Raw genomic sequence first — 13,696 nt, 5'->3', positions numbered from 1 at the left:
GGGTCAGCCTCCCTTCGGCGGGACGATCTGCAGGTAGATGCCCGTCAGCACCATGTTCACGAAGAACAGCAGCATGAAGGTGATGACGACGGACTGGTTCACGGCGTCGCCGACGCCCTTGGGTCCGCCGCGGGGGTTGAGCCCGCGGTAGGCGGCGACGATGCCGGCGATGAACCCGAAGATCAGGGCTTTGAGTTCGCTGATGTAGAGGTCGGGCAGCTGGGCGAGGGCGGAGAAGCTGGAGAGGTACGCGCCGGGGGTGCCGCCCTGGAGGACGATGTTGAAGAAGTAGCCGCCCAGCGTGCCGACGACGGAGACCATTCCGTTGAGGAGCACGGCGACCGCCATGGTGGCGAGGACGCGCGGGACGACCAGTCGCTGGACGGGCGAGACGCCCATGACCTCCATCGCGTCGAGCTCTTCCCTGATCTTGCGGGAGCCGAGGTCGGCGCAGATGGCGGAGCCGCCGGCGCCCGCGATCAGGAGGGCCACGATGAGGGGGCTGGCCTGCTGGATGACGGCGAGGACGCTCGCGCCGCCGGTGAACGACTGGGCTCCCAGCTGCTGGGTGAGCGAGCCGACCTGGAGGGCGATGACGGCGCCGAACGGGATGGAGACGAGCGCGGCCGGCAGGATGGTGACACTGGCGACGAACCAGAACTGCTCGACGAACTCCCGGAACTGGAAGGGCCGTCGGAAGACGGCCCGGCTCACCTCGGCGGCGAGGGCGAAGAGGCGGCCGGTCTGCCGCAGCGCGCCGGCGATCACGAGCCGCTCCCGGTGGCCGGCATGGTCAGGGTGGGCGCCGTGGCGCTGCGCGCGTAGGTGTCGCGGATGGCGGCGCGGGCGGCGGGCGGCAGCTGGTCGAGCATGCCGAGGACGCGCTCGCGCCGTCGGGTGACGGCCGCGCGGGGCGGCAGGCCGGGTGAGGGTTCCAGCTGCGGGACGATGTCGCGGGGTCCCGTCGGGTGGCCGGCGGGGCCGGCCGCCTCTGCGGCGAGGAGCGCGGCGTCCTTCTCCTCGGACATGCCGATGGGGCCTTCGCGGCGGCCGGCGAGGAACTGGGTGACGACGGGTTCGTCGCTGGTGAGGAGGACCTCTCGGGGGCCGAAGGTGACGAGCCTGCGCCGGAAGAACATCCCCATGTTGTCGGGGACGGTGGCGGCGATGTCGAGGTTGTGGGTGACGATCAGCATCGTCGCGTCGATCCGGGCGTTGAGGTCGATGAGCAGCTGGGACAGGTAGGCGGTGCGGACGGGGTCGAGCCCGGAGTCCGGCTCGTCGCACAGGACGATCTGCGGGTCGAGCACGAGTGCTCGGGCCAGTCCGGCGCGTTTGCGCATGCCGCCGCTGATCTCGCCCGGCAGCTTGTCCTCCGCGCCGAGCAGGCCGACGAGTTCGATCCGTTCCATGACGATGCGCCGGATCTCGGACTCCCGTTTGCGGGTGTGCTCGCGCAGGGGGAAGGCGATGTTGTCGAAGAGGCTCATGGAGCCGAAGAGGGCGCCGTCCTGGAACATGAGGCCGAAGAGTTTCCGGGTCTCGTAGATGTCCCGTTCGGGGCTGCTGACCATGTCGACCCCATTGATGAGGACACGGCCCTGTTGGGGTTTGAGCAGCCCGATGAGCGATTTCAGGAAGACGGTCTTCCCGGTACCGGAAGGGCCGAGCATCACGCTGACCTCTCCGGCCGGCAGGGTCAGCGACACGTCCTGCCAGATGTTCTGCTTGCCGAAGGACATGGTCAGCCCATCAACGACTACTTCGATTCCCATCCCACCTCCAGCAAGCGTGCGTCGGGGCGTGCGCTGCGGGCGCACGGTAAACCGGTGCGGATCACCCGGACAATAGGTGTGGCGCAAAATCCTTGATCCGCTCCGGCAGTTGTCACCGTGGAGACAAAGTCGGCGCCGACTCTTGTCTCTCCGGAGACAGATTGCCGCGCCGACCTGCGATCGAGCGTCGGCCCGGGGAACGTTACGGCCGAGTAACCTCTCACGGCAATACCGGAATCGGAGTTTTCGCAGGCCGAAATCAAACGCCGGGATATTTGTCAGGCGAGAGACAGTTCCGTCCGTCGACCTGTCACCGGCGAGAGCAAAGGGTCAATCCATCGAGTTCACAAGGGGGCATCGCACGCCCATCCACCGCCCACGCTTGTCTGATCGATCATAAATGTCGACATTACGCACCCCGGAACCAAGGGGATTCACGCCATCGCTCACCCACTTGACAGGCAATTAGAGCTCTTCAAAGAATCATGGGCTGCGCCATTGTTCAGCTAAGTTTCCCGCAAGTAACGTCTGGTTTCGCGGCCGAGAGACGTCGGGCCGCCGGCCGCTCGACCCCCACCGCGGCCACCCTCTGCCGGTCAATCCCCAAGGAGAGTCCCAGAGCCATGAAGAAGCCGATCAGAAACCTCGCCGTCGTCGCCGGAACCGCCTCGGCCGCGTTCGCCCTGGCCGTGAGCCCCGCGTCGGCGGTGGCGTCCACGGTCTGGACCGTCAGCCCGTCCCCGGCCAGCATCACCGCGGTCAACAGCGGGAACATCGTCCTCAGCGTCAACGGCATCGCCATGACGTGTACGAAGTCGAACGGTTCGGGCACGGGGCAGAGCACCACCGGCAACCCGGCGACCGTCGGCACCATCAACTCCATCGCCTTCGGCGCCAGCGGGACGCCCTGCACCAGCGTGCTGGGCCCCGTGACCGCCGTCCCGACCACCCCCTGGACGATCGTGGCGCAGGACTACACCGCCTCGACCGGCGTCACCAAGGGCTACGTCGGCAACGTCGACGCCACGGTGACCGTCGGCGCCTGTGTCTTCCGCGTGACGGGCAAGGCGTCCAGCACGTACACCAACTCGACGGGCGCGCTCGCCGTCAACAGCCTCGCGGGCGAGCTCACCGTCGTCTCGTCGAGCGGCTGCGGTTCGGCCGTCCCGGTCGGCGCCAAGCCCACCTTCAAGGGCACGTACCTCTTCAAGGTGGCGGGCACCACCACCATCCCGACGATCGTCGGTTCCAACCCGTAAGGACGCAGGAACCCGCGTCCGTCCGGCCGGCGACCCCGGCCGGGCGGGCGCGGACCTGTGCGCGCCCTTCGCCGGCCCCCTTCCCCCGTCGGCACACGAACGACCCGAGCGGAGCAACAGATGAGAGGCCCCGGGCCCACCCCCCGACCTTCCCGTGTCCGCGCGCGCGGCGCGACGATCGCCGCGTTCGTGGCGCTCGCCCCCCTGCTCCCGGCCGCGGCCGTGGCCGTCGGGACGCTGAAGGTCGACACCGCGCTGCCCTACGTCTGCACCCTGCCCTCGGGACAGCGGCCGGCGACGGTACGGATCACGGCGGCCTTCCCCGACCGGGCGGCCCCCGGCGAGGAGATCAGGCCCACCGACGTCACCACGACGGTGGAACTCCCGGCCGCGGCCGACCTCACCGCGTCTCCGGGCTCCACCGTACGGGCGGAAACCCGGCTCACGGTCGATGTGGCCCAGAACGAGCAGCGCGCGCAGGCCACGTGGAGCGGTACGGCGCAGTCTCTCGACGTCCCCGCCGAGGGGCCTCTCGTGCTCACCACGACCGGTGACGTGCCGGTCCTGACGACGGACACCGCCGGCGACCTGACCCTCACCGCCGCGGGCCTCACCCTCGATCTCGCCCCGAGCACGGCCGACGGCGCGCCCACCACCCCCGCCTCCCTCTCCGTCACCTGCGTCCCCGGTCAGGACGCGGAGGGCCGGACGCTGCTCACCACGGTCCCGGTCGGCGCCGGCCCGGGCACCGGAGAACCGGGCACTCCTTCCGCGTCGCCGTCCGCCCCTTCGACGTCCCCTTCCTCCTCTCCCTCCTCCGGGCCGTCCTCCCCCTCGGGACGGACCGTCCCGGTGAGGCCGGGAACGGCGGAGGGGACGGGCCGCGCCCCGAAGGGTCCGCGGACCGGGCAGCAGGCGGGCGGGGACGGGGGCCTGACGGTGACCGACGAGGACGCGCCCGGCACCCCGGCGGGCCGGCCGGCCGCACCGCCCTGCGTGACCGAGAAACCGACCCCCACGTCGCTGTCGGCGTACATCACCGGCTACTCCAACGTGCGGAAGCTGAACGGCGCCACCGTCATTCCGGTGTCCTGCGTCCTGATCGAGCAGGGCCAGCCGGAGTTCGTCATCCAGCCGGACGGAAGTATGCACCTCCTCACTCCGTCGGTGGGACACCTCTCGTACCAGGGGCGCAAGCAGACCCCGCCGTTCAAGGCCACCTTCCTGACGTTCGACTTCGCTCCGGCCACGGCCACCATGGTCCTGGAGCAGACGGGGCCCCTGACCGTCGACTCGGACGTCCTCCTGGTCTTCCCCGACAACCTCTCGGAGACGTACATCCGCGCCCGCTTCGTCCTGCGCGTCCTCGATGTCCGGGTGAACGGCACCCGGCTGGACGTCGGGCCCGACTGCCGCACCGAGAAGCCGCTCACCTCCCCCGAGCCCGACCCCGTCAAGCACCCCGGGGACCACCTCGTGCTCCTGGGCAAGGGACAGCTCCTCAACGGCACGGACGCGACCGGCTATCTCCTCACCGGCGGCGGCCCGCTCACCGGCGAGGTGTCCATCCCCGCCTTCAAGGGCTGCGGCGCCGGCGGCGAGAACCTCGACCGGCTCCTCACCGCGTCCATCTCCGGCCCCGGCAACCACATCAAGCAGATCCAGGGGCAGACCTGCGCCGTGGGCGTCGAGGTGCCCACCGAGGGCCAGTGCACCGAGGACCGCCAGCCGTACGTGGTCCCCAAGCCCGAACGCTGAACCGACCCACCCTGTCCCCCTTCTCCCTCGACGGAAGGCATCCGCCATGTCCCTCGTCTCCTCCCGCACGAGACTCGCCACCCTCTCCGCGCTGACCGCGCTCGGCGCCTTCGTCTCCATCGGCACGGCGACCGCGGCCACTCCGCAGCTGAACGGCGCCTGGGCCCCGTTCGACCGCTGCCCCGTCGACGCCCCCGCGATGCTCGCCGCCGACGGCCTCGACCGGTCGACGCAGTGCGTGTCGTCCTCCTCCACCGGCGGCTCCATCAAGCTCGGCAACACGACCGTCGTCACCGGCAGGACGAACCTCCAGATCGGTGTGATCCAGAACGCCGACGGCACCAACACCGTCGTCCCCCCGCCCGCCGGCTCGCTCATCGCGGACTCCGCCACCGTCCCCGGGGGCCTGCTCGGCCTGATGTGTCCGAGCGACATCCCGTTCATCACCGACATCTGCCGGCAGCTGTCGGACGCCAACCTCAACAAGATCACCGCCACCGTGGAATCGGTCGGCACGCCCTCGGAGTTCGACCAGATCGCGGGCGTCCTCACCGACATGCCGATCGTGAGGATCCCGGTCCGCATCCACCTCCAGAACCCCTTCCTCGGCAGCAACTGCTACATCGGCACGAAGTCCAACCCGATCGTGCTGCGCCCGAGCAACCTCACGTCCCCCGACTTCTCCGTCGAGCGTTACAACGGCGACGGCTCTCCGAACGAGGAGGGCGACATGAGCCGCCTGAACATCCTCGGCTCCACCCAGGTCGACAAGACCTTCGCCGTCCCCGGCGCCACCGGCTGCGGGCTCGGCCTCGGCCTCGTCAACGGCGCGGTCAACCTCAAGACCGGACTTCCCGCCGCCTCCGGCAGGAACAGCATCACCCTCGACAACACCCAGACCTACCTGACCGGTCTCTACGCCCCCGGCGTCGCCGCCCCCGACGCCGGAAAGGTGTTCTCGCAGAACTGGCACTCGGCCGTCAGGTAACGGCCACCCAAGGGCGATTCCCGGCCTACTCGGGCGGCACACGGGCCCCCGGGACGCCAACTCTTGCGCAAATTGTGTACAGCACACAGCAGTTGATTTAGCTTCAGCAGTCCCCGTTGGTACGCACCTGACGGCCAAGGCGGCGCCCACCCTCCACGGTGGGCGCCGCACCGCCGCTCCCCACCGGTCGCGCAGGAGAGCAAGGGATCGGTCATGCCCGCAACCGCACAGTCATCGAACATCGGCGAGCCGCTCGACCCGCTCCCCAGGGAGTTCGCCGCCCTGATGAGACCGGAGATCCCGGGCCTCATCAAGGAGATCGGTGTGGAGGTCCAGCGGACCTATCCCGTGTACGCCCACCTCTTCAAGGGCCCCCATTCGGACGCGATCCGCCAGGGCGTGGAGCAGGCGCTCGCGGCCTTCGTGGAGCGGGTCGCGGACCCGGGGCGGAACTCGGCCCTCCGGGACGAGCTGATCCGCAAGTTCGGCCGGGTGGAGGCCTACGAGGGCCGGGACCTCGACACCCTGCAAGGCGCCTACCGCCTCGGCGCGCGCATCGCGTTACGCCGGGCCAAGAGCATCGGGCGCACCTACAACCTCTCCCCCACCCTGATCCTGGCCTTCGCGGACGCCCTCTTCGCCTACGTCGACGAGCTGGAGGCCCTCTCCCGCGAGGGCTACCTCATGGTCCAGACGCGCGCCGTGTCCGATGTGGCGGCGCTGCGAAGACAGCTGCTCCACCTGGTCGTCGCCGGCCCGCCGCTGCCCCGGGCGACCATCGCCGAGCTGTGCCAGGAGGCCTCCTGGCAGCTGCCCGCCGAGTGCACCCTGGTGGCCCTCCGCCCGCCGGTCGCCGAACTCGTCCAGGCGGGTCTCGACCGGGACGTCCTGGCCGACCTCAGCCTCCCCGAGCCGCATCTGCTCATCCCCGGCCCGCTCACCGCGCAGCGCCTCGCGATGCTGGACTCCGCCCTGGCCGGCACCCCCGCCGTCGTCGGCCTGACCGTGCCGCCGGTGCAGGCGGCGCACTCCATCCGCTGGGCGCGACGCGTCCTGCGGCTCATCGACGACGGCATCGTGGCGGACGCCCCCCTCGTGCACTGCGAGGAGCACCTGACAACGTTGTGGCTGCTGTCCGATCCGGCCCTCACCGCCCATCTCGCCGCGCGCGAACTGGCCCCGCTCGACGGGCTTTCCGGCACCCGGCGCGAGCGGCTGGTCGAGACCCTGCGCGTGCACGTCTCCACGCGGGCCCCCGCCGAACAGGTCGGCGAGATGCTGGGCGTGCACGCCCAGACGGTGCGCTACCGCCTGCGGAACCTGGACAACCACTTCGGCGACCGGCTCCTCGACCCCGATCACCGGTTCGCCCTGGAGGCGGCCCTGCGCTCGCTCCACCTCCAGGGCGGGAAGCGCGTGGACTGAGCCGCGCACGCCTTCTCGCCACGCGCCGGCCCGCCGTCCCGGGGACGGCGGGCCGGCGCGGGCGCGTCAGTCGCGGCGCCAGTCGGGGTGCACACGGACCTCGATGTCGTCGGAGGACGGATCCGGTGCCGGGTCGGCCGTCACGCGCACGTTCAGCGGGCGGCCGCTCTCGGCCTCGACGAAGGCCAGCGGCGGACGGCCGTCCTGCAGGTACGTGTCGCCCCACCGGATCAGCGACAGGAAGACCGGCAGCAGGTCCTCGCCGGCCCCGGTCAGCCGGTACTCGTCGCGCGCCCGCTTCCCCGGCTCCTGGTAGGGGGTGCGCGCCACGATCCCGGCGGTCTCCAGCTGCTTGAGCGCGCGGGACACCGAGGGCGCGGAGGTGCCGATCCTCGTCACGAAGTCCTCGAACCTGGTCGTGCCGTAGAAGCACTCCCGCACGACCATGAAGACCGTCCGGGTGCTGAGCAGGTCGAGCACCCGGCCGGCCGAGCACCCGTCGCCGATCGACCACGCGTCCCGGTCGCTCAATCGCTTCTCGAACCTCATCGCCACCCGCCCATCGTAACTAATGCTTGCGTTACTCAGCAGGGGCGTGCTTGCATCTGACTAACGAGGTCGTTATCCAGATGGGGAGCGTGCTGTGGTTGCGGTGGCGGGCAAGGTGGTCGTGGTGACGGGCGGACGGCGAGGGCTGGGAGCCGCGCTGGTGGACGAGGTGCTGGCACGCGGGGCGGACAAGGTGTACTCCACCGCCCGCTCGGCGTACGTCGACGAGCGCCCCCGGGTGGTGACCGTCCCGCTCGAGGTCCGCTCGGCCGAGTCGGTCGCCGCCCTCGCCGAGATCGCCGCGGACGCCGAGATCGTGTTCAACAACGCCGGGGTCCTGCATCCCGCCCCCCTGCTCACGGGCGACGTCGAGCAGGCGGCCGAGACCTTCGACGTCAACGTCCTCGGCCCGCTGCGGGTGGCGCGGGCGTTCGCGCCGGTCCTCGCCGCGAACCGCGGCGGAGCGCTGGTGAACATGCACTCCGTACTGTCGTGGCTGGCGGGCGCCGGAGCGTACGGCGCCTCCAAGGCGGCGGCGTGGTCCCTCACGAACTCGCTCCGGCTCGAACTCGCGCCGCAGCACACGCACGTCGTCGGCGTCCACGCCGGCTTCATCGACACGGACATGGTCGCCGCCATCGACCGGAGCAAGGCGAAGCCCGCCGACGTGGCCGCGCGGATCGTCGACGGCTTGGAGGCCGGGGACGTGGAGGTGCTCGCCGACGACGTCAGCGTCACCGTCAAGTCCGCGCTGTCCGGACCCGTGGAACACCTGACGATCCCGTCCGCCGGCTGACACACCGACAAAGGAGCGACGAACCGCCATGCCCCTGTGGACCGTTCACCACACCCCCGGGATCTTCTCCGCCGAGGAGAAGCACCGGCTCGCCTCGACCATCGCGGACCATTACGAGAAGGTCGGGCTGCCCCGCTTCTACGTGGTCACCCTGTTCCACGAGACCCGTCCCGAGGACTTCTACGTCGGCGGGGAGCCGACCCCGGTCGGGGTCCGCATCACCATCGACCACATCGCCCGGCGCAACCCCGACGAGGACAGCAGGCGCAGGACCGCCCGCTGGATCAGGGAGATGCTGCACCCCCACCTGGAACGGCACGCCGACCTCCACTGGGAGTTCCACGTCGACGAGACCAGCGAGGAGCTCTGGATGATCAACGGGCTCGTGCCGCCGCCGGGCGGCTCGGACGCCGAACGGCACTGGGCCCGGCAGAACGCGGCGACGCCCTACTGACGCGCGGCCGACCCGGGACGTCCGCTGCGGCGACGCGGTCGTCCGCCGTGGTGCGCCGACGCACCACGGCGGACGGCCCTCACCCCGCGGGTACGGTGATCTCCCGCTTGAGGATCTTGCCGCTCGGTCCCAGCGGCAGCGCGTCCACCAGCCACACCCGGCGCGGGTACTTGTAGGCCGCCACGCGCTCCTTGACGTACTCCCGCAGCTCGTCGGGGAGGACCTGCGCGCCGGGGCGGAGCACGATCGCGGCCGCGACCTCCTCGCCCAGTTCGGCATGCGGGATGCCGACCACGGCGGCGAGGGCGACGGCCGGGTGCTCGTGGAGCACCTCCTCGATCTCGCGCGGGTAGACGTTGTAACCGCCGCGGATGATCATGTCCTTCTTGCGGTCGACGATGTACAGGTAGCCGTCCTCGTCGGCGCGGGCGAGGTCACCGGTGCGCAGCCAGCCGTCGGGGACGGCGGCCTCCGTCTCCTCCGGGCGGTTCCAGTACCCCTTCATCACGTTGGGGCCCCGGACGGCCAGTTCGCCGATCCCGCCGGGGGCCACGTCCTGGCCCTTGTCGTCGAGCAGCCGCACCTCGACGTCCCGGATGGGGGTGCCGATGGAGCCGGCCTTGCGCGGCCGGTCGGGGTGGTTGAAGGTGACCACGGGGCTGGTCTCGGACATGCCGAAGCCCTCGAGGACGGGACACCCGAACCGTCGCTCGAAGCCGTGCAGGATCTCCACCGGCAGCGAGGCGCCGCCGGAGATGCACATCCGCAGCGTCGACACGTCCGCCTCGGACGGGTGCTGGAGCAGCGCCGCGTACATGGTCGGCACGCCCTCGAAGACGGTGGCCCGTTCGCGGGCGATGGCGTCCAGGACGGCCCCCGGGTCGAAGCGCGGGATCATGACGAGGGAGGCGCCGCTGCGGACGGCCGCGCTCATGGTGCAGACCTGCCCGAAGATGTGGAACAGCGGCAGACAGCCGACCACCACGTCCTCCGGCGTCATCCGCTGGATGTGGACGCTGTTGACCTCGGTGTTGTGCCGGAGCCCGGCGTGGGAGAGCACGGCGCCCTTGGGGCGGCCGGTGGTGCCGGAGGTGTACAGCAGGACGGCCATGTCCTCGTCGTCCGTGTCGGCGACCTCGGGCAGCGGCTCGTGCAGGGCCAGCGTCGCGGCGAAGGCCGTGGGTTCGACGGCCGTGTGCCGTACTCCCGCGGCGGCCGCTCCCCGCGCGCCCTCGCCCGGCGCCCGGTGCCACTCGAAGAGCCGCACGGCGCCGGAGTCGGCGAGGTGGAACTCCGTCTCCCGGGTCTTCAGGAGCGGGTTCATCGGTACGACGACCGCTCCGGCGCGCAGGACGCCGTAGTACAGCACGACGAACTCGGGAACGTTCGGCAGCATCAGGGCGACGCGGTCCCCGGGCCGTACTCCCTCGGACCTCAGGAGGGCGGCGGCGCGGGCGCTGCGCTCGTCCAGTTCCGCGTAGGTGATGACCTGCTCCCCCAGGCGCAGCGCCGGGCGCTCGGGCTGTCGCCCCGCCGTCTCCACGAGGAACCCTGCCAGATTGGCCATGACCCGCCTCCGTTACACGGAATCACCGAATGTTTACATCGTCGACATCTTCCAGCCGTATGCCGTCGCGGCCTATGGCCGGGGTGACAACGCACGACGCCCTGGATTGTCTCCCACCACAATGTGAGGGCGTTAAGCTGCGGAGATGATCCTTTCGGGCGTGGCGGCGACGCTTCAGGCAGGGCTTCCGGAACTGGGCGAGCGGATGGCGCTGCGGATCCGCGCGGATGTCGAGGCCTACAAGGACGAGTCCCTGATCTCCCTGGACTCACTGCGCGATTCCTGCACCGCCAACGCCGACCTCATCCTCACCCACCTCCGCCTCGGCGGCACTCCTGACGCGAGTTCGGCCCGCGAGACGGGACGGCTCCGCGCGGAGCAGGGGGTCCCGCTGGCGGACACGCTGCACGCGTACCGGATCGGCTCACAGCTCCTGTGGACGGAGATCCTCGCCGAGGCCCGCGCCCGCCCCGAGGTCTCCGACGACCTCCTGCTGTCGGAGTCGACCGAGTTCTGGGCGTTGTCCGGGCTGTACGCGGAGGCGGTGGCGGTGGCCTACCGGGAGGCGGCCGCGGAACTCACGTCGCAGGGGCAGGCGCGGCGTTCCGCCCTGGTGGAGGCGGTGTTCACCGGCATCGTCACCGACCGCACGCTGTGGGAGGCCGCCCGCGAACTGGAGCTGCCCGAGCACGGGCCCTACGCGGTCGCCGCCGCGAAGGCCGGCGCTCCCGGCGAGGAACCGCTCACCGGTGCGGAGACGGCGCTGCGCCAGGCGAACCTGCCCTCCGCGTGGAGGCTCCTGCCGGACGAGCAGCTCGCCCTGATCGCCCTGCCCACGGCGGCGGCGGAGACGACGTGCCTGCGCATCCTCCGCCGGACCCGCGCCCGCGTGGGCTTCAGCCCGCGCTTCCGGTCGCTGCGGGACACGCCCCAGGCCCTGCGCTTCGCCCGTCTCGCCCTGGCCGGTCTCGAGGGCACCGGGCCCGGCGTGGCCCGCTTCGACGACAATCCGCTGGCCATGGTCGTCGCCGCGGCTCCGGCCGAGGCCGCGCACCTGATGGAGGTGGTGCTCAGGCCGGTGCTCGACCTTCCGGCCGCGGAGCGGTCCCGGCTTCTGCGCACCCTGGAGCACTGGTTCGCCGCCGCGGGCTCGGCCGGGGACGCCGCGCGGAGCCTGTTCGTCCATCCCAACACCGTGCGCTACCGCCTGCGGCGCGTGGAGGAGTTGACGGGCCGTTCCCTCTCCGATCCACGAGCGGCGGCGGACATCGGCGCGGCGCTGCTCGCGGTCCGCAATCCGGGGGCGAGCTGAACCGTTCCGCGTGGAGGCCGCTCCTCGCCGCGGTCGTTCCTTGCCGACGCCCCTCCTCGCCGACGTCATTCCTCGTCGACGATGTGCATCGCGGCTTCCTCCGCGGACGCCGCCCCGCCCGCCAGGCCGAGGTCCCGGGCGTTCAGTTCCGAGCTGACGGGGCCCGTGCCCTCGTCCTCGGCCATCAGGCGGCCCGCACGCCGGCCGCCGACCTGGTCGTCCAGGAGCTCCCCGTCGGTGTCCGTCGTGTCGCCGAGGCCGTCGCCGTCCAGGGGAGGGAGCTCGGGCTCCTCCTCCGCCAGGCGCTCGTCCAGGGTTTCGCCACGCTGCCGTTCGGCCGCGGTCACCCCCGTGTGCTGGACCCCGAGGGGCCGTTCCGGGGGCGAGTACCCCTCGTCGAACGGGTCGCCGAGCGGCCCTTCAAGGGTGTCCTCGTAGTCCAGGAGACCGACGTCCTCCCGGATCTCGCTTCCGTCGGGCTGGTAGACGTCATCGCCCCACGCTTCCGCCTCGGTCATGGGGAACTCCGTTCCTTCGGCGGGACGACGGCTCGGCCTGGGTTCACTCCTCTCGTTCGAAGTCGGCCTTCGCCCGCTCGTCGTCGAGGTCGGACTGGGCCTGTGCGTACAGGTCGTGCACGAATCTCCGGGCGTCATCGGGTGAAATGCCGACGCCGAGCCGGAGCAACCGGCCCGTCCAGGAGCCGAGCGGGTCGTCGGGTTCGGTCATGGCGCCTCCTGAGGGGGAGTGCGGTCGATGGCGGCCGTTCCGGTCGCGCGGCGGGTCATGACGGGGCGGCCCCGGACCGTTCTGCCGTCGTGGACCGGCCGGGAGGCGACTGCCGTCCCGCGTAGCGGGCCGTGCGGCTCCGGGGCCCGGCCTACCTGGTGCGGGCCCGGGCCGCGCGTCCCCGGTGCGGGGCGCCTTCGGCGGGCGTCGAATCCCTGTTCTCCCTTCCATGGTCCCCGCGTCCCGGGCAAACGCAACCCGGTGTGTTCGCGGCCACGGCCGCGGTTCCCGACGGCCCGGGTGACCGCCGGAAGCACGCGCGACCGGGGTCGCTAACCGACCCACTCCCGCAGCAGCTCCTCCCGCTGCGCCGGACGAGGCGTTCCGCCCTCCCACGCGCGGCCCCACTCCGACATCGCCGCCAGCGTCGTGGCCATCGTCGCGGCGCCCTCCGTGAGGCGGTTCAGAAGGGCGCGGGAGAGGTCGACCTCGGTCGGGGAGTAGCCGACGGCCGCGGCCACGTAGGCCTTCAGCTCGTGCTCGCCGTCGTGTGTCTCCAGGAGCAGCGTCATGAGCGGCGGGGCCTCGCCCAGCCGGCCGGGGCCCACCGTCATGGCCAGGTTCATCACCATGTCCAGGGCCACGTCCGTGACCATGCCGACCTGCCGCTTCAGGGACTTCACGGGGACGTCCGCCACCGTCAGGGCGCGTACGTCCTCCCACAGGCGGAGGCCGGCCTGTCCGTCGCCGAGGGTCACCACGCCCTCAGGGGTCAGGCGTACCCCGGGCGCCGCGCCGGACGGCTTCGCGCCCACGTACACATCGCCCTCGGCGATCCAGAACAGGCCCACCATGGCCATGGCTTGCTCGCTTCCCCCGACGACGGCACACCGCCGTCGTGTCACACGTCAAAAGATCAGGTCGCCCTCCGGAACGCGCGGGAAGGCGGGGAAGTTCCCCTTTCCCGCGCCTTTCCGTGCACGGCCCTCGTCCTTCCCGGCCCCATGAGCGGCCCCCACCCCTTGCGCGGCCCTCGTCCCCGGGCGGCGGCGCCCCCGCCGTCGCCGGTCCGCGACGCGGCCGG

14 protein-coding genes are annotated in these 13,696 nt (G+C 71.4%); 7 read left to right on the top strand and 7 right to left on the bottom strand.

The genetic code is table 11. From position 1 onward, the window contains the following. Positions 1-3: 3 nt before the first annotated feature. Both BLW86_RS37415 and BLW86_RS37410 read right to left on the bottom strand, forming a co-directional pair. Positions 4-768, bottom strand: coding sequence for an MlaE family ABC transporter permease (locus BLW86_RS37415; protein WP_093878139.1), 765 nt, complete (start codon positions 766-768; stop codon positions 4-6). Continuing rightward, positions 765-1,775, bottom strand: a complete 1,011-nt coding sequence (locus tag BLW86_RS37410) for an ABC transporter ATP-binding protein (RefSeq protein WP_093878138.1) — start codon at positions 1,773-1,775, stop codon at positions 765-767. Before BLW86_RS37410 ends, BLW86_RS37415 begins: the two co-directional genes overlap by 4 nt. Before the next feature lie 623 nt (positions 1,776-2,398). Between BLW86_RS37410 and BLW86_RS37405 the strand changes: the two genes are divergently transcribed. The 4 genes from BLW86_RS37405 (at position 2,399) to BLW86_RS37390 (ending at position 7,205) form a co-directional block, all read left to right on the top strand. Beyond that, the gene (locus BLW86_RS37405) at positions 2,399-3,034 is read left to right on the top strand and encodes a hypothetical protein (protein ID WP_093878137.1); all 636 of its coding nucleotides are present in this window, start codon (positions 2,399-2,401) and stop codon (positions 3,032-3,034) included. Between the two features lie 189 nt (positions 3,035-3,223). Beyond that, positions 3,224-4,792, top strand: a complete 1,569-nt coding sequence (locus BLW86_RS37400; RefSeq protein WP_371129651.1) for a DUF6801 domain-containing protein — start codon at positions 3,224-3,226, stop codon at positions 4,790-4,792. Between the two features lie 46 nt (positions 4,793-4,838). Further along, positions 4,839-5,780 carry a hypothetical protein gene (locus tag BLW86_RS37395; protein WP_093878135.1) on the top strand — a complete coding sequence of 314 codons (942 nt, stop codon included), beginning with the start codon at positions 4,839-4,841 and terminating at the stop codon, positions 5,778-5,780. 213 nt (positions 5,781-5,993) lie between these two features. Further along, entirely contained in the window at positions 5,994-7,205 is a 1,212-nt protein-coding gene (locus BLW86_RS37390) for a PucR-like N-terminal domain-containing protein (RefSeq protein ID WP_093878134.1), read from the top strand. A gap of 66 nt (positions 7,206-7,271) precedes the next feature. Here the strand turns inward: BLW86_RS37390 and BLW86_RS37385 are convergent, their stop codons facing one another. Beyond that, positions 7,272-7,754, bottom strand: coding sequence for a winged helix-turn-helix transcriptional regulator (locus BLW86_RS37385; RefSeq protein ID WP_093879079.1), 483 nt, complete (start codon positions 7,752-7,754; stop codon positions 7,272-7,274). Positions 7,755-7,848: 94 nt separating this feature from the next. Here BLW86_RS37385 and BLW86_RS37380 point away from each other — a divergent pair, with 94 nt between their 5' ends. Next, entirely contained in the window at positions 7,849-8,550 is a 702-nt protein-coding gene (locus BLW86_RS37380; RefSeq protein ID WP_093878133.1) for an SDR family oxidoreductase, read from the top strand. 28 nt (positions 8,551-8,578) lie between these two features. Further along, positions 8,579-9,004: a tautomerase family protein gene (locus BLW86_RS37375; protein WP_093878132.1), complete on the top strand. Its 426-nt coding sequence runs from the start codon at positions 8,579-8,581 to the stop codon at positions 9,002-9,004. 79 nt (positions 9,005-9,083) lie between these two features. Here BLW86_RS37375 and BLW86_RS37370 read toward each other — a convergent pair whose 3' ends face one another. After that, entirely contained in the window at positions 9,084-10,571 is a 1,488-nt protein-coding gene (locus BLW86_RS37370) for a long-chain-fatty-acid--CoA ligase (RefSeq protein WP_093878131.1), read from the bottom strand. Positions 10,572-10,731: 160 nt separating this feature from the next. Between BLW86_RS37370 and BLW86_RS37365 the strand changes: the two genes are divergently transcribed. Next, positions 10,732-11,883, top strand: a complete 1,152-nt coding sequence (locus BLW86_RS37365; protein ID WP_371129686.1) for a PucR family transcriptional regulator — start codon at positions 10,732-10,734, stop codon at positions 11,881-11,883. Between the two features lie 65 nt (positions 11,884-11,948). On the opposite strand, the gene BLW86_RS37360 is transcribed toward BLW86_RS37365, so the two are convergent. From BLW86_RS37360 to BLW86_RS37355, 3 genes are all read right to left on the bottom strand, one after another. Beyond that, entirely contained in the window at positions 11,949-12,401 is a 453-nt protein-coding gene (locus tag BLW86_RS37360) for a DUF5709 domain-containing protein (protein ID WP_093878129.1), read from the bottom strand. Positions 12,402-12,444: 43 nt separating this feature from the next. Beyond that, positions 12,445-12,612 carry a hypothetical protein gene (locus tag BLW86_RS42300; protein WP_177181865.1) on the bottom strand — a complete coding sequence of 56 codons (168 nt, stop codon included), beginning with the start codon at positions 12,610-12,612 and terminating at the stop codon, positions 12,445-12,447. A 332-nt stretch (positions 12,613-12,944) separates the two neighbouring features. Further along, the gene (locus BLW86_RS37355) at positions 12,945-13,472 is read right to left on the bottom strand and encodes a hypothetical protein (protein WP_093878128.1); all 528 of its coding nucleotides are present in this window, start codon (positions 13,470-13,472) and stop codon (positions 12,945-12,947) included. Positions 13,473-13,696: the final 224 nt, after the last annotated feature.

This window comes from Streptomyces sp. TLI_105, assembly GCF_900105415.1.
Taxonomy (GTDB): domain Bacteria; phylum Actinomycetota; class Actinomycetes; order Streptomycetales; family Streptomycetaceae; genus Streptomyces.
This window is presented reverse-complemented; position numbering and strand designations above follow the sequence as displayed.